The sequence below is a fragment of the Blautia sp. DFI.3.45 genome (assembly GCF_020593505.1).
In the GTDB taxonomy this organism is placed as follows: Bacteria; Bacillota; Clostridia; order Lachnospirales; family Lachnospiraceae; genus Blautia_A; species Blautia_A wexlerae.
Map to the genome: position 1 here is coordinate 1 of NZ_JAJDMI010000056.1, position 20192 is coordinate 20192.

25 protein-coding genes and 1 riboswitch are annotated in these 20192 nt (G+C 39.3%); of the genes, 3 read left to right on the top strand and 22 right to left on the bottom strand.

The genetic code is table 11. The features are described 5' to 3' along the window. Window positions 1-126 precede the first annotated feature (126 nt). Window positions 127-1071 (top strand): AEC family transporter, encoded by a 945-nt coding sequence (locus LJE09_RS14825; protein WP_227311510.1) that lies wholly within the window; start codon window positions 127-129, stop codon window positions 1069-1071. A gap of 17 nt (window positions 1072-1088) precedes the next feature. On the opposite strand, the gene LJE09_RS14830 is transcribed toward LJE09_RS14825, so the two are convergent. The 13 genes from LJE09_RS14830 to LJE09_RS14890 form a co-directional block, all read right to left on the bottom strand. Beyond that, window positions 1089-1898 carry an HAD family hydrolase gene (locus tag LJE09_RS14830; protein ID WP_118613187.1) on the bottom strand — a complete coding sequence of 270 codons (810 nt, stop codon included), beginning with the start codon at window positions 1896-1898 and terminating at the stop codon, window positions 1089-1091. 54 nt (window positions 1899-1952) lie between these two features. Then, window positions 1953-3221, bottom strand: coding sequence for a M18 family aminopeptidase (locus LJE09_RS14835; RefSeq protein ID WP_118613185.1), 1269 nt, complete (start codon window positions 3219-3221; stop codon window positions 1953-1955). Window positions 3222-3511: 290 nt separating this feature from the next. Then, a complete protein-coding gene (locus LJE09_RS14840) occupies window positions 3512-3838 on the bottom strand; it encodes a cupin domain-containing protein (protein WP_008704853.1) in 327 nt (108 codons plus the stop codon). Between the two features lie 136 nt (window positions 3839-3974). Beyond that, window positions 3975-4826 (bottom strand): 2-amino-4-hydroxy-6-hydroxymethyldihydropteridine diphosphokinase, encoded by an 852-nt coding sequence (folK, locus tag LJE09_RS14845; RefSeq protein WP_008704856.1) that lies wholly within the window; start codon window positions 4824-4826, stop codon window positions 3975-3977. A 57-nt stretch (window positions 4827-4883) separates the two neighbouring features. Then, complete coding sequence (folP, locus tag LJE09_RS14850; RefSeq protein ID WP_062807555.1) at window positions 4884-5693, bottom strand: dihydropteroate synthase; 810 nt, start codon at window positions 5691-5693, stop codon at window positions 4884-4886. A gap of 39 nt (window positions 5694-5732) precedes the next feature. Next, entirely contained in the window at window positions 5733-6230 is a 498-nt protein-coding gene (locus tag LJE09_RS14855; protein WP_226840099.1) for an HD domain-containing protein, read from the bottom strand. Beyond that, on the bottom strand, window positions 6227-6784 hold the full coding sequence (gene folE / locus LJE09_RS14860; protein ID WP_173697704.1) for a GTP cyclohydrolase I FolE: 558 nt from the start codon (window positions 6782-6784) through the stop codon (window positions 6227-6229). Before folE ends, LJE09_RS14855 begins: the two co-directional genes overlap by 4 nt. A gap of 135 nt (window positions 6785-6919) precedes the next feature. Next, window positions 6920-7016, bottom strand: a riboswitch (THF riboswitch). 116 nt (window positions 7017-7132) lie between these two features. Next, window positions 7133-7546 carry a hypothetical protein gene (locus tag LJE09_RS14865; RefSeq protein WP_118669994.1) on the bottom strand — a complete coding sequence of 138 codons (414 nt, stop codon included), beginning with the start codon at window positions 7544-7546 and terminating at the stop codon, window positions 7133-7135. A gap of 15 nt (window positions 7547-7561) precedes the next feature. Beyond that, window positions 7562-9088 (bottom strand): Y-family DNA polymerase, encoded by a 1527-nt coding sequence (locus LJE09_RS14870; protein WP_118670035.1) that lies wholly within the window; start codon window positions 9086-9088, stop codon window positions 7562-7564. A gap of 36 nt (window positions 9089-9124) precedes the next feature. Beyond that, window positions 9125-9580 carry a YaiI/YqxD family protein gene (locus LJE09_RS14875; protein ID WP_118669993.1) on the bottom strand — a complete coding sequence of 152 codons (456 nt, stop codon included), beginning with the start codon at window positions 9578-9580 and terminating at the stop codon, window positions 9125-9127. A gap of 10 nt (window positions 9581-9590) precedes the next feature. Next, window positions 9591-9959, bottom strand: a complete 369-nt coding sequence (locus LJE09_RS14880) for a VOC family protein (protein WP_118670034.1) — start codon at window positions 9957-9959, stop codon at window positions 9591-9593. A 259-nt stretch (window positions 9960-10218) separates the two neighbouring features. Beyond that, complete coding sequence (locus LJE09_RS14885) at window positions 10219-10494, bottom strand: AbrB/MazE/SpoVT family DNA-binding domain-containing protein (RefSeq protein ID WP_118669992.1); 276 nt, start codon at window positions 10492-10494, stop codon at window positions 10219-10221. A 20-nt stretch (window positions 10495-10514) separates the two neighbouring features. Beyond that, window positions 10515-11525 (bottom strand): YbjQ family protein, encoded by a 1011-nt coding sequence (locus tag LJE09_RS14890; RefSeq protein ID WP_118669991.1) that lies wholly within the window; start codon window positions 11523-11525, stop codon window positions 10515-10517. Between the two features lie 195 nt (window positions 11526-11720). On the opposite strand from LJE09_RS14890, the gene LJE09_RS14895 reads away from it, so the two are divergent. Beyond that, window positions 11721-12197, top strand: a complete 477-nt coding sequence (locus LJE09_RS14895; RefSeq protein ID WP_118669990.1) for a hypothetical protein — start codon at window positions 11721-11723, stop codon at window positions 12195-12197. 59 nt (window positions 12198-12256) lie between these two features. Here the strand turns inward: LJE09_RS14895 and LJE09_RS14900 are convergent, their stop codons facing one another. From LJE09_RS14900 to LJE09_RS14940, 9 genes are all read right to left on the bottom strand, one after another. Continuing rightward, a complete protein-coding gene (locus tag LJE09_RS14900; RefSeq protein ID WP_118669989.1) occupies window positions 12257-12907 on the bottom strand; it encodes a hypothetical protein in 651 nt (216 codons plus the stop codon). A 381-nt stretch (window positions 12908-13288) separates the two neighbouring features. After that, complete coding sequence (locus LJE09_RS14905) at window positions 13289-13696, bottom strand: arsenate reductase ArsC (RefSeq protein WP_227311508.1); 408 nt, start codon at window positions 13694-13696, stop codon at window positions 13289-13291. Next, a complete protein-coding gene (locus LJE09_RS14910; RefSeq protein WP_227311509.1) occupies window positions 13689-14114 on the bottom strand; it encodes a DUF5714 domain-containing protein in 426 nt (141 codons plus the stop codon). Before LJE09_RS14910 ends, LJE09_RS14905 begins: the two co-directional genes overlap by 8 nt. Before the next feature lie 15 nt (window positions 14115-14129). Continuing rightward, entirely contained in the window at window positions 14130-14354 is a 225-nt protein-coding gene (locus LJE09_RS14915) for a hypothetical protein (RefSeq protein WP_020993713.1), read from the bottom strand. A gap of 29 nt (window positions 14355-14383) precedes the next feature. Next, entirely contained in the window at window positions 14384-14788 is a 405-nt protein-coding gene (locus LJE09_RS14920) for a (deoxy)nucleoside triphosphate pyrophosphohydrolase (protein ID WP_173682806.1), read from the bottom strand. A 21-nt stretch (window positions 14789-14809) separates the two neighbouring features. Beyond that, a complete protein-coding gene (locus LJE09_RS18485) occupies window positions 14810-16987 on the bottom strand; it encodes a DUF3427 domain-containing protein (protein ID WP_442860830.1) in 2178 nt (725 codons plus the stop codon). A 177-nt stretch (window positions 16988-17164) separates the two neighbouring features. Next, entirely contained in the window at window positions 17165-17995 is an 831-nt protein-coding gene (locus LJE09_RS14930) for a hypothetical protein (protein WP_118669988.1), read from the bottom strand. Window positions 17996-17998: 3 nt separating this feature from the next. Continuing rightward, a complete protein-coding gene (locus LJE09_RS14935) occupies window positions 17999-18211 on the bottom strand; it encodes a helix-turn-helix domain-containing protein (RefSeq protein ID WP_055057545.1) in 213 nt (70 codons plus the stop codon). Window positions 18212-18337: 126 nt separating this feature from the next. Beyond that, window positions 18338-18541 carry a hypothetical protein gene (locus LJE09_RS14940; RefSeq protein WP_055057546.1) on the bottom strand — a complete coding sequence of 68 codons (204 nt, stop codon included), beginning with the start codon at window positions 18539-18541 and terminating at the stop codon, window positions 18338-18340. Between the two features lie 702 nt (window positions 18542-19243). Here LJE09_RS14940 and LJE09_RS14945 point away from each other — a divergent pair. Next, window positions 19244-20107: a hypothetical protein gene (locus LJE09_RS14945; protein ID WP_147419734.1), complete on the top strand. Its 864-nt coding sequence runs from the start codon at window positions 19244-19246 to the stop codon at window positions 20105-20107. Window positions 20108-20192 lie beyond the last annotated feature (85 nt).

A 20192-nucleotide genomic window follows, 5' to 3' on the forward strand; every position in this document is an offset into this window, starting at 1 on the left:
AGGCAATCTGGAATGAATTTTGGCTACGTTACTGTGAACGGAGTGAACAGTAACTTGTGATATAGCAGTCACCCTATGAACCGTACTTTTTGTACAGAAATCATTTTTTTGAAAGGATTTATGAAAATGGAGAATCTTATTTTCTGTCTTAATGCTACAATCCCGATTTTTCTCACCCTGATGCTCGGGCTCTTTTTTCGGAAGATCGGACTCTTTGATGACACCTTTGTCAGCCGTCTGAATAAGTTCGTATTTAATGCAGCTCTGCCTGCGCTTTTGTTTCTGGATATTGCAAAGTCAGATTTCTACAGTGTGTGGAATACGAAATTTGTATTGTTCTGCTTCTTTGTCACACTGATCAGTATCGGAATTTCCACAGGACTTTCCTATCTGCTGAAACCGCGAAATATCCAGGGCGAATTTATCCAGGCTTCTTACCGGAGCAGCGCTGCGATCCTTGGAATTGCAATTATCCAGAATCTTTACGGAAACGCAGGAATGGCACCGCTTATGATCATCGGAAGTGTGCCGCTTTATAATGTGATGGCAGTTATAACACTGTCACTGTTCGCTCCCGGCGGCGGTAAACTTGATACCGCAAAGCTTATCCGAACCCTGAAAGGAATCGCCACGAACCCTATTATCCTTGGTATCCTGACAGGTATGGTATGGTCGCTGCTTCATCTGCCAATGCCAACAATTCTGAATACTGCCGTAGATAATCTCGGAAAAACAGCGACTCCTCTTGGGCTGATGGCCATGGGTGGCGCACTGAAATTCGGCAAGGCATTCGCAAGGCCGAAACCACTGATCGCATGTAGCTTTCTGAAGCTTGTGGGATATGAAGCTGTATTTCTTCCACTGGCTGTGCTTCTGGGATTTTCCCATGACATGCTGATTGCGATCATTATCATGCTTGGCTCTGCCACTACTGTAAGCTGTTATATCATGGCCAAAAACATGGATTATGACGGCGATTTTACTTCCGGTGTGGTTATGACTACCACTCTGTTAAGCTCCTTTACCATGACAATCTGGCTCTATATATGCAAAAGCCTGGGACTCATCTGAGCCTAGGCTTTTTATGTTTATATCAGCTTCAGATATTCCAGTCCGTTTCTGATTCCATAATGAAACATATCCTGTGTAATATGATCAGCCAGAGCTTTTATTTTCTCCGAACCATTTCCCATGGCAACCTTCACCGCCGCATATTCAAACATGGCGAGATCATTATTGCTGTCTCCAAACACAATGGTATCCTCCCACGGAATATCAAAGAGTCTGCACACTGCCGAGATCCCCACTGCCTTGTTAAAGCCCTTTGGGACAAGTTCAATGGTGGTTCCCGCAATCCCTGAACCACTCTCATGACGGATAATGTCATAATACTCACTCAGTTCCCTGCAGGCAGCTTCTGCATCACAGCCTTTTATCATCTTTGCACTAATCTTATTAATGCGCATACAGTCTTCATTTCCCCTGATGGGACGCCATTTAGATCCTAAAGATTCTGTGATCAGATCCGTATACCAGTTCACATCTGTATTATATTCATCCTTATCATAATACATGAAATCTGCACCTTCCATAACCGGAACCAGACCATATTTGCGCAGGATTTCCACTGACTTTTTTGCAACTTCCGGGGGCATCTCTTTATTAAAAAGACGTTCTCCATCTTTTTCAATGGTAGCCCCGCAGGCACTGATCATACCGGTAAACGGAAGCTCTTCCAGATACCAGGAAACAAAGGCCCTGCTCCTGCCTGTGCAAAGCCATGCGTCATGACCGTTTTCTCTTAATTTCTTCAATGCCTCCTTTGTGCTCTGGGGTACACCCTTTTCCATATCGCAGAGTGTTCCGTCTGCATCAAAAAACACTGCTTTTCTGTTCACTTTCTTATCTCCTGATTTTCATATATACTTTTTATCTTCCAGTGTGCCGACAAGCTATGCAAAAAATACTGTCGCTGCCTTAACCAGGCTCTCTGTATCTTTCGCACCTGTGGTTTCATATACAGAGTGCATGGCAAGCTGTGCCAGACCGATATCCACTGTTTTCACAGGAACCTGGGTATTGGAAATATTTCCCAGCGTGGATCCGCCTGCCATATCCGAACGGTTCACAAAGGTCTGGTACGGCACCTTTGCCCTGTCACAGATATCCTTGAAAATTGCAGCGGACACTCCGTCTGTACAATATTTCTGGTTTGCATTATACTTGATCACGATTCCCCCGTTCAGCACCGGACGGTTTACCGGATCTGTCTTATCCGTATAGTTTGGATGGAGAGCATGGGCATTATCTGCAGAAATCATAAAACTGTCTGCAAGTGCCATATAATATTCCTCCTGGGTACGTCCCAGTCCCATATTGATCCGCATCAGAGTATCCTTAAGGAATGTGGAGGCAGCCCCCTGTCTTGTACTGCTTCCCACTTCTTCATTATCCAGCACACAATGTACAGAAATGCTTTCTTCACGATTTCCCTGCAGGAATCCCTCCATAGAAGAGCATGCACACTGCAGATCATCCAGTCTGGGTGCAGAGACAAATTCCTCATTTACTCCCCACAGAGTACCCGGAGTTCTGTCATAAAGAAACAGATCATGTCCCAGAATATCTTCTTTCTTTACTTCTGCAGCCTCAGCCACAGTTTCCATAAATCTGCCCTTTCCTTCCTTATCGCTGAAAAGAGGCAGCATATCCTTCTGCACATTATATTTATATCCGTCATTTACTTCCCTGTTCATATGAATGGCAAGATTGGGAATGACCAGCAGATCTCTGTCCACAGCCACCATCTTCTCTCTGATTTTTCCATCCTGGCGGACAATCAGCCTTCCTGCTACCGACAGAGGTCTGTCAAACCACGGAGACAGAATCATTCCACCGTAACGCTCCACATTCAGTTTGATATAAGCATTCTCCACCTCTATTTCAGGATTCTCCTTGATCTTAAGGGAAGGGGAATCACTGTGGCTTGCCATAATATGAAACTTCCACACAGGCTTCTGCGGAATGGAAAAAGCTATGATCGCAGAATGATTTCTGGTCACATAATAATTTCCGCCTTTTTTAAGCTTCCAGTGATCCTCCTCTTTCAATTCTTCAAAGCCTTCTTTGTCAAGCCTTTTGGTCATCTCCGTCACTGCCTGAAATGCAGTGGGGCTTTTCTCTATGAATTTCAGTAACTTCTTTGCTGTTTTTCTGTACATAGTTTGATTCTCCATTTGAATGATTAATCAAGCGGATATTCGCAATCCGCTTCGCTACTTGCTCATAATCGAATAACTGCTTCGCAGTTTATCAGAAGGAGCTTGCACTCCTCCTGATACAAGCAAGTCCCCACCCACTGCTTACTACTTTTCGCAATTGAAGCAGGGGACTTACTTGATTCGGCTAAAATGCTACCTGATTTATACTGTTTTTTATTATAATCAGTCTGTCCTGGTAATAAAAACAGCAGTCATTATTTCCATAAGAAATATGTGCTGCTGCTTTTATATCAGTCTTTAATGATCAGAGCCATAAAAACCAGATCTGTATTTCCTGTATTTGCAAGTGCATGTCCATGATTGTCCGGTGTGAATGTAATATCTCCTGCTTTTACCGGACGATAGGTACCGTTGTCATTGTATTCGCCCTGTCCCTGTAAAATATAGTAGGTTTCACTTTCTCCATGATGTTCATGATATCCCAGTGAACATCCCGGCTCCAGAGTTACCTGTGCATACAGTCCACATTTACCGTTCAACTGCTCTGCATCAAGGATTTCTTTGATGATTACGTGACCATTTCCGCCTGCCATGTGTTCTTCGCGTCTGATTTTCATAATTTTTTGCCCTCCTGTAGGTGTTTTCTCTTTTATAGAATTTCCATTGAATATATCATAGCACTGTTTGTAAAAAATGGCAAAGTAAATATCAATGGAACATTCAACAAAATATCGTTACTGGTTACTGTTCACTTTATTTTGCAGTATTTTCAGATTTGTTCAGAAGGCTGTCCAGAAGCTGCGAAATGGTCTGATTTAACACAGGATGTCGCAGATACGGAGCAATCTGATTCATTGGTACAAGAACGAAATCGCGGTTGTGCAGATCAATATGAGGAATATGAAGATCTGGCATATCAATAATTTCCTGATCATAAAACAGGATATCCAAATCCAGTGTCCTTGGTCCCCAGTGGATGATACGTTCCCTGTTTGCCGCCTGTTCTAACTGATGCAGTCGCACAAGCAATTCTCCAGGAGTAAGAAGTGTCCGCATTTTCAGAACTCCATTTAAAAATTCATCCTGATCAGTAACTCCGTAAGGTTCTGTAATAAGATAATCGGAAATTGCCTCTATACGGCATCCTTTTGTCTCTGCCAGACCACGGATCCCATTATCTATATACATCTTTTTATCACCCATATTAGAGCCAAAAGCAATGTAAGCAGTATGCCATTTCCGTGTAATTTCCACAGATACGGTTTTCAAAGGAAGACCAACCGGTGCCCAGGGCTTTTCAATCTTCAGAGTAATTTTTTCAAGTCCGGAAAGAGAGCAAAGAAGCATTTCTGCAAGATTCTCTGCAAGAGATTCCAGAAGTTTATAAGTATGTTTTCTGGTGAAATCAGTGATCATATGGCTGACTTCGCCATAGTTTATGGAAGCAGACAACTCATCGGTTAATCCCGCCAGACGTGTTCTGGTAAAAAGCGTGGCAGAAATAACAAATTTCTGTCCCAGAACATTTTCCTCGGGATATACACCATGGTTTGCAAAAACCTCCAACTCTTTAATTTCTATTTTATCTAATCTGGTCTCATCCATAACAGCAAATCCTTTCTGTATGTTATTTATATTTACCATCTGTTTTGTGCCAGTAATTTATCTGCGTCCCAGGATTGCTTCTGTCATCTGGATCACACGCTTGTTTTCTTTAACATCGTGGACACGGACAAAAGAGCATCCCTTCATTACGCCAATTACACTGGTAGCCAAAGTCCCCTCCACGCGCTGATCTACAGGAAGATCCAGTGCCAGTCCGATCATGGATTTGCGGGATGTACCAAGGAGAACCGGAAATCCCAGATTCTGAAAAAGCTCCAGGTGATTCATTGCTTCCAGATTCATTTCAAATGTTTTTCCAAAACCAATTCCCGGATCAAGCATGATTTTTTCATCTTTAATGCCGGCCTGTCTTGCAAGATTGACACATTCCTGTGTTTCGGCGAGCATATCAATGAGAAAGTTTTGATATTCTGTATTAGATTTGTTGTGCATCAGACAACAGGCCACATCATATTTTGCGATCACAGCTGCCATTTTCGGATCATATTTTAATCCCCAGATATCGTTAACCAGGTCAGCTCCTGCCTGGATAGAGCTTTCAGCAACACTGCTCTTAAAAGTATCTACAGAAACAGGAATGTCAAAATGTTTTTTGACCGCTTCAATAACAGGAAGAACTCTCTGTGCTTCCTCATCAGCACTGACAGGAGTATGACCGGGACGTGTAGATTCGCCTCCGATATCAATAATATCTGCACCATCAGCAATCATTGCCTCTGTATGTTTCAGAGCTTCATCCATATGATTCCATTTGCCGCCGTCAGAAAAGGAATCAGGGGTAACATTCAAAATTCCCATTATGTAAGTATGATTCTTAGTATCAAAAAAACGGTTTCCAATTTTCATGAGCAGAGCCCATCCTTTCTTTTGTGCTTATGAAGAAGATCAGTATTCAATTTTCATATTTTTTTTATCATCAGACCAATAGCATTCAGGAGCAGCGGAACATAAAAAACAATTTCTGGACTGCTTATCCGCTTTATAAAGAAGTGCTGCCAGCGTACTGCAGGAATCTCCTTTTCGGTGATGTCCAATAGAAGACAGAATCAGTTCTTTTTCCTGTTCTGTAAAGTGCAGATCTGTCAGAATTTCCCGTGCGATTTCTACTCCTGCAATATCATGGGGAATGTTGTACTGATATTGCTGTGCACGTCCGATATCATGCAGAAGTGCTGCTGCATAGATAAGCTCTTTGGGCAGCTCCAGATGTTCCTCCAGTGCATAAATGTACATCAGTCGTGCAACATCCAGAAAATGTTCAGGCGTATGACGGCAGAAGATCCGTTCACTTTCAAGTTCCTGTATTTTTTTATAATGTTCCTGATAAACCGGGTGCCTCCAGATCTGATTGACACGATCCATATCTGAAAAATTGTTATTCATCCTTTTACCATAGAAAGGAACATTTTCTGCAGTTCCTTATCTTCTGTAAACGCACCACGGGTTACAGTAGTGATCGTTTTGCTTCCCGGTTTCTTTATTCCGCGCATGGTCATACAGGTATGTTCCGCTTCCAGCATTACCATAATTCCTTTTGGATCCAGAGTACGCTCCAAAGCATCTGCGATCTGAACGGTAAGCCGTTCCTGAATCTGTGGTCTTCTGGAATAAACATCTACTGTACGTGCCAGCTTGCTTAAACCGGTAACTTTGCCGTTGGGGATGTATGCAAGATGAGCTTTTCCATAAAAAGGCATCAGGTGATGCTCACACATGGAGTAAAAGGTGATGTCTTTTTCCAGTACGATTTCATTATTCTCTACAGGAAACTGCTTTAATAGATGCTGGTCCGCTTCATGGCCAAGACCTCCGTAAATTTCTTCACACATGCGGGCAATCCTGTCAGGAGTATCAATCAGACCTTCCCGTGTGATATCTTCACCGATACCTTCCAGAAGCAGACGGACTGCCTGCTCAATTTTCACTTTGTCAACCATTAAAAAATAACCTCCTTTGTATTTTTGAAATGGAGATTATCCTTTTGACCAAATTAAAAAGGATATCTCCAATTGTGATAGAATGTATGTCGAAAACATTCCCTAACACAATATGAGATATCCTCTTATATTGTTTGCAACGGGTGCGGATAATATACCGTAAGACGCACTTTTCGTTTCAGTGACAACTCCCCATTCACCGAACACTTGACGCATAAAATCCTATTTTGCATATCATTCATTTCGGTATTCAGTATACCATGTAATACGATAATAGAAAAGCTTTTTTCTGACTTTTCAGAATAATTTTTTCTGTTTTCACTTTTCCCAGTGAAACATTTTTCACATTTACCACTCTTCACATTTAATATCACTTATCTGTTCGATTGGAATGACCGTTTGATCCGTCATAATTATGGTATGCTCGTATTCGTCTACCTTTTTTACAATACCGGAGCACATAACATAAGATCCACCGGCTTTTTTTGCATCGGGAATAAAATAAGTTATCGATACATTCTGTTCTATACCGATATTATTTCTGATTATGTTGATTTTTTCGTTCAGCTGAGCAATCACTTCCTCGCTCAGTTCCAATCTTTCATCGGTTAATCTTGCCGTTTCTTTTATCGCAGCATCATGTCCGGTCAGAGCTGCAAAAGGAGCAAATTGTGCTGCCCGATCCCGAAGTGGCATTTGCGGATGATTCTTAGAGACCGGATGTGGCAAATTGATAATATCTTCATAAGAATTATTTTTCATCCTCTTCCAACTCCTTTACGCCTTATGTCCGCCAATTTGTTCATTTCTGTCCTTGGCGGTTGCACCTTCCTGAAGATTCATTCCCTTCAGTACAGCGTTTTTTCCAAATTTCTTCTTGATACTGAGCATTGCCTCCTGCATACGTTTTTCGCGATCCAGCTCAGCCGCTTCCTCTTCCTGCTTTTTCCTTTGTGCCTCATAATCCGTAAAAAGATCCAGCTGCTCATACACTTCTTCTTTCTTGACAGATTTTTCATCCACAAGCCTGTTCGCTGTGATATTGATTCTTCTGACAAGCAGGTTTCTGTCAACGAGCCTGTCATATAACTCTATTACTGCATCTGTTATCATTTTTGTTGAGGAAGTCTGCCGTTTCAGATTGGTCGTTCCATGTGCGTGTTTCGGAATTCTTCTTCCATAACGGTCGATCGTAACCTCACCATGATATTTCTTTTTCCTGTCGGTATTATTCAAATTCTCAATATCATAACCAACTGTCAATACAATCTGATCCGTCACAAGCTTCTTATCCACCAAATCCAAAACCATCTGGTCCGTCATCTCTTTGACGACTAATTTTGCTTTTTCAAAGTCATAAGGACAATGAAGTACCTGCCCGGAACAAACACTGTTCGTTTCCGGTTTGTAAGACTTGACCATTTCCATGGTACAGGGCTCATATCCCCAGGCATGATCGATCAGAAGCTCTGCATTAACGCCAAACAGTTTATATAGCAAATCTTCGTTATATAATTCATTCTCTTTTCCGATGGAACATCTGGCAATATCACCCATCGTATAAAGGCCATATTCTTCCAACTTCTTTGCATATCCCTTTCCGACTCTCCAGAAATCAGTAAGAGGTCTGTGGCTCCAGAGTTTCCTTCGGTATGACATTTCATCCAATTCTGCAATTCGTACGCCATCTTTATCTGCTTTAATATGCTTTGCCACGATATCCATCGCAATCTTGCATAAATACATATTCGTTCCAATTCCGGCAGTTGCCGTTATACCTGTCGTTTTCAGCACATCCTGTATCATGGTCATTGCAAGTTCTCTTGCTGTCATATTATAAGTATGCAGATAATTCGTTACATCCATAAATACTTCGTCAATCGAATACGGGAAAATATCTTCCGGTGCAATATATTTCAGATAAATGCTGTAAATTCTGGTGCTGTATTCCAGATAGAGAGCCATCCGGGGAGGCGCAACAACATAATCAATCTCCAGTGCAGGATTGGTATCTAATTCTGTACTGTCATCAGAAGAACCAATAAATGTTCTGTTCGGTGCTTTCCACCTGCGAGCGCTGTTGGCTTCTTTTACTTTTTGAACAACCTCAAATAAACGAGCCCTTCCGGGTATCCCATAACACTTTAATGCTGGAGATACCGCAAGACAGATGGTTTTTTCTGTTCTACTTTTATCCGCAACCACAAGATTAGTCGTCAAAGGATCCCTATTTCGTTCTTTACATTCCACAGATGCGTAGAATGACTTAAGATCGATTGCAATATAGGTTCTTTTCTTTTCCATCATTCTACGCCTCCTTCTCCTGTGTTTTGTTTGTGATTATTTCCCCTTATCCATCGCCATATGTATCATTTTTTCAAAAGATTCTCTGAAATGCTCATCATCTTCTGCTGTTCGTTTTCTTGATCCTTTTAAATGATTCTTTCCGGATGCCCTTCGTGCTTTCTTGTTCAAGTGACGCTCCATAAGCATCTGGTCAATATTCTCATTGGTATACCATTTCCCGGATTGATGAATCGCATATGCGCCCTTTCCAAGAGCCATTGCCGCCACTCCATAATCCTGCGATATAACAACATCGCCTTTATGACAAATGCTGATCAGTTTATAATCCACTGCATCTGCTCCGGCTCCAACTACAATCACTTCACTGTAATCAGATGATAACACATGATTGGTATCACACAACAACGTTACCGGAAGATTGTGCTCTTTTGCAACTTTTTCAACAATACCGACTACCGGACAGGCATCTGCATCAATAAAAATCCGCATATCTTCTCCCTCAATTACACATAAACGGAGTGCGAACCTCGATGAGATTACCACTCGGATCATACAGCCTTACAAGTTTCTGGCCACCTGCAAGTTCTGTCAGTTCCGTGGCATATCGAACAAAATATTTACCGGATTCATATTTCGCAAGCAATTCATCTATATCAAATTCCTCAAAATACAGTTCCATCCTGTTATTGAATGGTGTAGAAATTTCATCCAACGTCTTTCCCCATAAACCGATATCCTGCAAAACAAGACCCTCCGATAAAATCACATTCCCTTCATTCTGAAGAATCACTTGCAGTCCAAATAAATCTCTGTAAAACTCTATGGATTTTTCTATATCATCCACTACAATCAGTACATTTTTCAGCATATCAGTCACCTCGCAATCCGCTTCATTACTTTCATCGTTCACAAATTTATTCATAAAGTTATAAATATGTGCTTTACTGGGTTATTTTCCATCACCAAGCCATTTACAAACATGTTTATCTGGATCACCGTTGACCATTAATGGCTCATTATTATAATATACCCACAAATTCTAGTCTGGAACATCACAATCCAGTGAAAATGTGTACTTACCCTTTGTATAACTTTTTCCCTGTAATACGCTCATAAAATACCTCTCCTTAATTTTCTCCATTTTCTTCCGGCTCAAACTCAATCTCATCCTGTACTTCCATCAGCTTCAGGACTGCATCACTCCATCCAGATTCCGAAATATATTTATCAATGATAAACTGTAAATCTTTCTGCAAGTTATCATCTGCATTCTTAATCAGAATACCGTTCTGAGTTGCACTGATTGCACATAAGCAGCCTTCATACAGGTTCATGCTCTTTCTAATCTCTTTGGGAATCGTGATACGTCCTAACGCATCAATTCTCCTGGTTAACATTGCCATGTTGTTGCACCTCTTCTCTGTTATATTCTTTCATTCTCTTCACACTGTGCAAAATAATTTTTGATTTCCGTTATCGTTGTATCCTTATGATTTCCATACAGACGTTCAAATTTCATGTCTTTTTGCACAATTTCAAGTAGCTCCGGATCAACTGAACCTCTGTGAGCTTCGTTGTATGCAACTAAATGTTCGTAAATTTCCTTTGCACTTCCAAGAGAATCCACCACCTTCAGAATCTCTTCTCCAAATTTCATGGAATCAGTTTTCTCTTCTTCCGCAGATGTATAGGTGATTTCACTCTCCGAAACCACAACCAGTCCATCCGCTGTGATGTATCTCTTGATAGTCAGCTTTATTCCATAAATAAGTCTGATTAAATCAGGAGACAGATCACAAGTCACAGGATCACTAAGCAGATTCCTTGCATTTTCAGCCTTAAATCCGATAAAAGCTACATCTTTAAGTACAGTTGTCCTCTGGAATATGTCACTGATTTCAACATCTGCCAACACTGCCTTAACTGTACACTCTTTCAGATGGAATAAGCCCAGTGATAGGACACTTTCTCCGTATGAAGCTGGACTTGCATACAGAAAAGATGGTCTGAAGTTTGGCATAGTGTTATAAATTGATATAACAAATTTGTTCTCAGTATCATCTTGTGTTCCACTGGATAAATTTTCCAGTTTAACTGCCGTTCCAGATGCTATTACGCCCATAATATCTGCCGAAAATGACACATAATCAATATCCAAACCAATTATTGCATCACCGCCGATGGCAATGACTTGATCTCTCAACTGACCAATGGCATAATCTTTCGCCCTTTTCAGTTTGTCCGAATACATGGTACTATTTGTTCCAAAGAAATCCGCAAATCCGGCACCAAGAGAACTTAGAAATCCTGTACCTAATGCACATTCGCCAGAGTACACGCCGAAATATTCACTGATTCTACGTCCTTCAAAGCTATAGCCTGAAGTCATTAGTATAGTTTTACTCACGTTACATTCCCCTTTCTTCTTTTTCATGCAAGATTATTCCCGTTACTTATGTTGTGTTGTTATGGTTATGATATTATCACTATTTTAGTTATATGTCAATCATTTTTACAATTATTTTTAATATTCATTTACAATTATTTACATTTCATTCATTGCATGATTTTAGTGTATCTGATATAATTAGTCTTAACGCTATATATTAATAAAAGGGAGTTGATAACAATGCAGAAAATTTCGACTCATTTAAAAGAAATGATGAAAAATGCAGATGTAACTGTTCCAGAAGCAGCCGAATGTATAGGATGTTCAGTTGGAACATTCAGAAACAAACTATCAAAAGACAGATTCTCTGTGAATGAACTTATAATACTATGTGAAATATGCAACTATCATTTAGCTTTTATTCCAAACAGCCTAGAACTTGATACATCATCTTGCAATGATAGTATACCTTATTTATTTGATGTAGATTCTTACATTCCAGATGAGGAATCTAAAGTAAAAGTTAAAATATATAGAAATAGCAAGTTTGATAAAGTATTCGATGTTTTGAAATCTTATGTCAACACTTTAAATCCTTCAGAAGCAGAAAAATTTTCTCAACTAAGACTTCCATTAAATTTTGAAGGTAAACGTCTTCAAATTGGTGTTGAACTCCGCAATGATGATGAACCTAATCCAAAAGATTCAAAAGAATAATTGCTAAAAAAAGAACTAATAGGTAAAAGAAGGAGTGGGATCACACCCACTCCATTTATTTATCCTGTAATTGTAATTACCTGTTCAACAAGTGTTGTTCCATCTGACTCTAACACTTGCAACGTAAATGATTCATCAATCGCCTTATCATCTGAACATTTCAGTGAAATTTTATTGCCTACGATTGTTTTAGTCACCGTAAAACTTGATATGACGTTCCATGTGAAGTCCGTTTTCTCTACGGTTGCTCCGGCTGTATCAGTAAACGTAACTGTCCATGACTTTGATCTGCCGTAACGGAGAGTGTTACCACCTGTTAAAGTAGCAGTTATCTTTGATGGTGTCAGTGTTGGTTCTGGTTCAAGTTCCGGCTCTGGTTCTGGATCAGGATTAACATTAGCATAAACTTCAGCTATGATATGAAATAATCCGTCCTTTTTGTATATATTGTCAACCTTAAAGGTACGTCCGTAAATGTTAAAGATATCATCTATCGCCAATACCTTTATAGCATCCGTGATTTCAGTTACAAATTCTATGTTTCCATTAATAACTGAAATCATATTATTCACTGATGTAAGACCATTCTTCAGATCATATCCATATACAGGAACGTCCTTGATTGTTCTATTATTTGTGTTCAGCATTCCATTACAAACGATAGCAAATGACTTATAATAACAGGTATTTTCTTCTGTTTCTTTATTCACAAGGAAGTATGTTTTCTTGCCATACTGGATGAGTGAGCCTTGCCTTCTACGTATCCCATGTATCCGTTGCTTGTATTATAACCTTTCATCTGCCAGTTCCCCCTTGATTTCTTTTTCTAATGTTATCAGTTTACACCAAATGGCTGTACAAAAATCCCGACAACCAAAAGGCTAAACTTCCTAAATCATTTTTGTATTCAACAGCCGAAGATAGAGAATAGCAAGGACAGGAAGTGATTACCCATCTTCCGGACATTCGTCCCAAAACAGGAATCCTACTGGAATACTTGCAGATAGATAAAGAAAACAGCTCATCTTCCTTTGTCACAGTAAATCCTGTGTCATAAAGCTGATAAGCTGCCATTTTGTTCTGCAGGTATTCTATTTGTTCTCGCTCAACCTTTTCTTTAACTCAAAGATATTCTCCTCAATCCGCTGTATTACAGCCTTAAAATCATCATCTGATTTCCCCGTTGGATCATCAAGTCCCCAGTTATCATCAAATGCTCTTCCAATAAAAGGACATCCCACATTACAGCCCATTGATATTGCGATATCAACATCTGGGATATCAGCAATCAGCTTACTATACTGACCATTTGCTTCCATGTCTATTCCATAAATCTCTTTCATGACACGAACGGCATCCTGATTAATCTGAGGCTTTGTCTCTGTTCCGGCCGAATAGCTTTCAAATATATCTGATGCCAGATGTTTTCCCAATGCCTCTGCTATCTGACTACGGCATGAATTATGGACACAGATAAATGCGACTTTTTTCTTATTCATGAAACGGGCACCTCTCCTTAACACATTGATTGTTCTTATCAGAATGAATACACTTTATAACAGGCTTTTCCATTTGTATATTGAAATTTTCCGCTACATAATCTATATCTATCGCTGAAATTATGGCTATATAGGAATCTCTTTTACAACATCTTGGTCCACCAATGCTCCCGATTGCGTCAAGTGCCTTAGAAGTCATTTTATTAGCAAGCCCCCAAGATTCATTTTTAAGTGGGGTTGCTCCTGAGATTATTGATATAAACACTCCTGCACTAATACCAGCGCCACAAGCTCCCCAGAATCCACATACACCGCCTGGAACAGCTTTTCCTCTATTCAATGATTGTGGAATTAACCTGATATTCAGCTTTCTGCATTGCAGAAACAGCTTTCCAAAAACAACGATAATCAATAACATTTAACGGCACTCCCATCAATTCGGAAGTGCCACTTTTTCCAACTTATTATTCACATCAAAGCAAACCTTGTCCCCTTCATTGATGTTACATTCATAGAGCATAGCATCCTCTGCTTTTATCCTTATTTCTTCGCCTGAAGAATTCGTAAGCGTCACTATTGCCATGACTGGCATGCCTTTCGGTCGCTCTTCACAACCGAAGTCCAGGTCTTCATCAATTCGTTTTACTGTATATATCATAGCAATTCCTCTGAAAATAATATTAGAAATCAGTTCTCCATGTTCCTTCGAATTTTCTCTATCAAAGTGACATCTGCCGGTAACCAGGCAACGCTGTTCAGTTGATCCTTCGTGAGCCATTTTGCAGCTTCCGCTTCTTTTAGTTCCAGGTGACCGGCTGTGACCTCTGCCCAGAAGCAATCCATAGAAAGGTGAAAGGTGGGATAGTCATACTCTATAGTGTCAATCAAATCCCCTACCTTAATTTCTGTATCCAGTTCTTCCATGATTTCTCGCTTTAATGCTTCCTGAGGAGTTTCTCCTGCTTCAATTTTTCCTCCTGGAAACTCCCAGCCGCCTTTCAGCTCACCGTAACCACGAGCCGTTGCAAAAATTTTATTCTTTTCTTTCATATTGTCGCAGATAACTGCTGCAACTACTTTTATTGTCTTCATTTGTTTCGTACCTCAAATCATTTATGCTGTAATATTTGACTGTAAATACCGTAATAAATCTTCTCTCACTGGATGGTGCATTTTCATCGTTACTTTCGTGATCGGCTGCATACGTCCGCGATTATCTTCTTTCCGGGCATTTCTGGCCTCCACCACAGTGAATTGTCCCATGTAATAAAAGCTTGTTTCCGCATCTGACTTTTTCACAAGCAAGTGCTTTCTTTCAGCTTCAAGTACATCTTTCATATATGAACTATCCAAGCCTTTCCCAATCTGAGAGTCCCACTTAAAAATCAGATCATCCTCAAAAGCATCCGCATAATCAGGTTTTCCATCTACATAGTTTTTTTCATCCTGACTTTCTTCTTTGTGATATGTAATAAAAATGAAAACATCATCTTCAATTCTTTTCATACCATACATAATAGAGGACAAATCCTTGCCACAGTTCATAAGAAGGCTTACATCTCTTCTGGAATATTTTTCGTATAATACAAACGGACTATCCACAATTCGCCCCGGAAAATACTTATCCTTATATCTGGCAATACCGACTTTTATAATATCTTCCACCTGTGTGTAGAACTGAATATGTGCAAGTCTTTCTGTATAACTTTTCAGTCTTCGGATCATTCCTGATTGGTCATTTTCCAGAATATCAATCTGACGAAATTTCTGATATTCTGCTTCTTTACTCACGAAATGTCCTTGCAGCACCTGAATTGCTTCATTTACCTGTGATGTGCTGATTTTAATTCCATAGGTCTTTTGGTATTCTTTTATAAAATCTGCAACCCCTATATGATCTCTGTAAAGCAATTGACTTAATATTGCAAGCTCATCAGGGCGCACTCCTGAGAGAATTGTTTTGGACAAATACTCCAGTGTTAATTTCTCCTGTTCGTTTAGGCTATTCTTGTATTTATCCTTTTCCATTGCCTGCATAAAGGCATAATATGTTTTATATTCTTTAATAATTACCAGTGGATCAATTTCCTGATTTTCATAGAAATCATACAACAGCGGAACCCGTCCTAACCGATTCTTCAGAGAAACATAGCTTTCTTTGATCAGAGTTTTCATCCCTTTGATTTTATCGATGGACTTAAATATCTTATCTTTGGAAATCTCATCAAAATGAACAGTTGAAGCCCCTGGTATTGTACTATTTCCACTGATTACATATTTGCGGATTACATCAGCGTTATAAGAACGGTCTCCTGATAAAGCTACCGGAATCATAAAGTTATTATTATAATTTCCAATAAAATCCAAAATAACAACATATTCTTTCCCTGGTGCCTTTCTAAGTCCTCGTCCCAACTGCTGAATAAATACAATGGGAGACTGCGTCGGTCTGAGCATAATGACTTGATTCACTTCAACAATATCCACACCTTCATTTAATATATCTCGCGAAAAAATATAATCCAAGGGCTGCATCTCTTCCGTTGCATCTGCTTCATCCATTGCCAGTCTCTCGAATGTTTCCTGTCGTTTTTCTTCATTATCAGCACCACTAAGAGCAATTGTACGATATCCCAGAGCATTAAACTTTCTTGATAATTCTTCGCACTCCTTAACACGACTGCAAAAAATAAGTCCCCTTACACGATCGCCACTGTAGCCATAATATTCCGACTGTTCGATCACATGCCTCACTCTCTCATCACTGGTAAGCTGATTGAATTCCTCATCTGTCAACTTCGCAGCCTGCAATGTTTTATCATCCAGGGAAACAACCTCACTGATGCCAAAATAATGAAATGGACAAAGAAGATTATCTTCCATTGCCTGCTGTAAACGGATTTCATGAGCGATTTGATAATGGAAAATCTCATATATATTTTTGCCTTCCTGATTATCATCTCTTTTATCCGGTGTCGCAGTCATACCCAAAAACAGTTTCGGATTGAAATAATTAATGACCTTGGTGTAAATATTGTTAGAACTGTGGTGAGCCTCATCCAAAATAATGCAATCAAAGGCATTTGGCTGATACTGAAACAAGTGTGTATCTCTGTTCAAAGTCTCTACTGTTGCAAAAACATAATCCTTTTCATATTCATAGAAGCCTGCTCCCACCAATCCCATTGTCACTTTCTTATCAAAAACTTTTTCAAAAGATTTTTTAGCCTGCTTCGCAAGTGTTACACGGTGAACCAGAAACAATACTCTTTTGAAACCAAGCTCACGCATAGCAAATGCGGATGCATATGTCTTTCCTGTTCCCTCATATGTCAAGTAGGTGACACAAACTTTTTGAAAAACTTTTGCTTGAAAATAAAGGCTTTTTGAACCGTATTCTTTAAAAATCCTATAGAGCGTGTTCCTAAGGTGTCAAAAAATCGGCTTATTGGTGTTAAATAAATGTTCTTATAATTTTGAATACGCCAACAGCTGATCTGGAGGGATAATTACATCATCCTTTATGTAAATGGCAATTTCGCTCCCTAACATATCATTAGATCGGTCAATTGCATGCGAAAGCATCCATTTCTTGATTTTCATACTATCGTCTAATTCGTCCCATCCTTCATATGGAGGATCTCTCCATTCATCTAAATCAAAATTAAATCTATGAATTTGGTCTACCGTTGCATAAAAATCTATTTTGTAGCTTTCAGCTTTTGTTTCCCAAAATTGCTCTACTTTCTTTGCCGCAGGAAATAGCTTCGCTAAAGTCATTAGAAATTCAGGTCTCTCATGAATTCTTGTCCCGTAAGCACGTATATCATCATTCATCATAAATCCATTAACACAAAAATCATAAAAGACTCTATGAGCGATCCTATCAAGCTTTTCTTCCGTTTCTGTCAAAAAGTGTTGCTCACTATAATGTTCATAATCAATGTCATACAGATTCCCATTATAAGATACTGTCTTTTCATGAATATCAAAAGCAATCCCTGCCTTTTTCAAGAGCCTTGAAAAAATTGTATTCTCAGAAAGAACCATCTGCAGATTTTTTAATCCATTCTTTTTTATCTCTTCACATTGATCAAGACTTCCTAAAACATGAAATGCCATCACCTTTATGTCATGGACATTTACTTTAGCGATTCTATCTATATTCCGTTCCCAAAACACTTCAAAATCATTTCCACTATTCATTATCAGTTCTTCAACATACTCATTTGATTTCATCTGTAATAAATCCAAGATGAAGTCAAATGCTGAATTACATGTCCTTAAGTCAAAATCCATGCCTTATCCTTCCCTCTTCACATAATACAGTTCGATATCATACCCCAGTGCTTCCATCATCTGCACAAAAGTCCTATTCACCACACCATCAGGCTTCTTGATTACACGGTTCACGTATGCCTTAGTGGTATCAATCTCTTCCGCCAGCTTCACCTGAGTTTTGCCCTGCTCTATGCACTTTACCTTTACATCAACCTCAATGTTGTTCTTTACCATGAATCTATCCTCTATCGAAATATATCGGTTGTCTTTTTCGTATAATTTATAGTACACCAAAATCTCAATTTTTTCAATTGAAAAGAGGCCCGCCACCTAAGCAGCAAACCTCAAGCACCACAATATTTACTTCCAGATTACTCTAATCTCATTATCTGGATGAACTTCAACTCTCTCAACATACTCATCCATCAGCTCCGGTGTAAGCTTCATCACTACAAAACTATCATGAATCTTCACACGGTTATATTCCCTGGTCTTATCCTCTGCCAGTGACAGCTTCTCCATCAATTCTTCATGCTTCTTCCTGAGTGCTTCCATCTGATCCATCGTTCCATATTATCTCTGGTCTTGAGATTTAACACATTATGCTTCTCATAAAATTATTTGTTCCGTACAACCTTATTAAAAGAACTAATAAATACAATTGTTAATCATATATCCTACAATATAAAACACTGCTCCCAGGTTTCCCCAGGAGCAATGCACCATCAATCGTTCACAATTATTTTTATACAGGGAAGTGCCCGGATCAGTTGGTATGATTCCCTCAGCAAGTGAGCCTGACCAGTGCTTGAATGGTTCATATAATGTTAGTATATTTTTCTATCACTTCATTTTTCAAAGTTGGTCTCGCTGCACTTTACCGTAGATAACTTCCACGAAGCTATGAGACTCGAACTCATCAGACCAACAGAGTACCTGACCAACTCCGCTTCATTAGCGATAAGGCAGCAAAATGTTCTTTCTATTCAACCCAGCTGTTAATTCCTTTATTTTCGGTATATATCACTTGCTTTAAGCAGCCTTCTCTTGAATAACTCATATATTATCAGGAAATCTTTTCATTATCCATGACATATTGTTGATGTCTCTTCACTCTCTCTTCCCAAAATCCAAACTAATCCATCCAGCCCCAGACTTCAGTTTTCCCCATCCTTTCACAGCACCCTTACCATTTTTCACTTCAAACGCAATGGTTTTCTTTTCAATATCAGCGGATTAGAATATGAGCCAATTGATACCGACAAGATGTTTGAATTAATTCGCAGATTACGAACTACCGTAGAATTGCTGAGTGCTATGGAATCTATACGAAAAGATTACCATAAGATTCTGGGATTATCTCTTTACCTGATGCTATCAAATCCCATTGAAATATCTTTTTTCTCTCTTCCTAACCCATATTACACATGTAAGCACTCTCTGCAAGAAAGTTTGGAAAGAGCATATAGTATCCCCACACCAGATTACTTCCAACAAGAGATGTTTTCTAAAGATAGCATCACTATTCCAGATACATTAGTATCCCCATCATTTGAATTGCATGTTCAGCTATATATGGGATGTATGGAAGGAAGCGGTCAAGAAGCACATATAAAAGGTTCTTCAAGTGACCTTTTCAAATCAATGCTATTCTTATACGCACACGGAATAGATGAATCACCTTCAATTCGCAGAACCATAGATCCTATCTTCCATTATTGCTGTGATGTAGGAGCTGTAAAGAATATCAAAAATGATGGTTCCATTGAATATTATGGCACACCAAATACAAGCAAGATTACTTCTGACATGAAAACCAGAATTCTAGAAATTGCAAGGCTTGTAATTGCTGAAGAAATCAATGCCAATATGGGAAGCATCCATCCAATGTATGATGCCGAAAAAATGACTCCATCCTGGCATGTGGATACGCTCATTGGAGGATTGTATTTTTCCATCTTCTATATGAAACCAGATTTGGAATTATTCAGACGTTGTAGACAATGCGGTCAATTTTTTACTGTAAAAGCCACATCTACAAGAAAGGTTTACTGCGATGATCTCTTCCGAAACCGATATCAGCAAAGTATGCATCGTAAAAGAAAAAGAGAAAAAGAAGAAAATCTGTAAACAACAAATCCCCTGTCTCCACCTACTGGTTTGATATGCTACCCTCATATAGGACAATGAAATATAAAAGTCCTATATGGGGGTA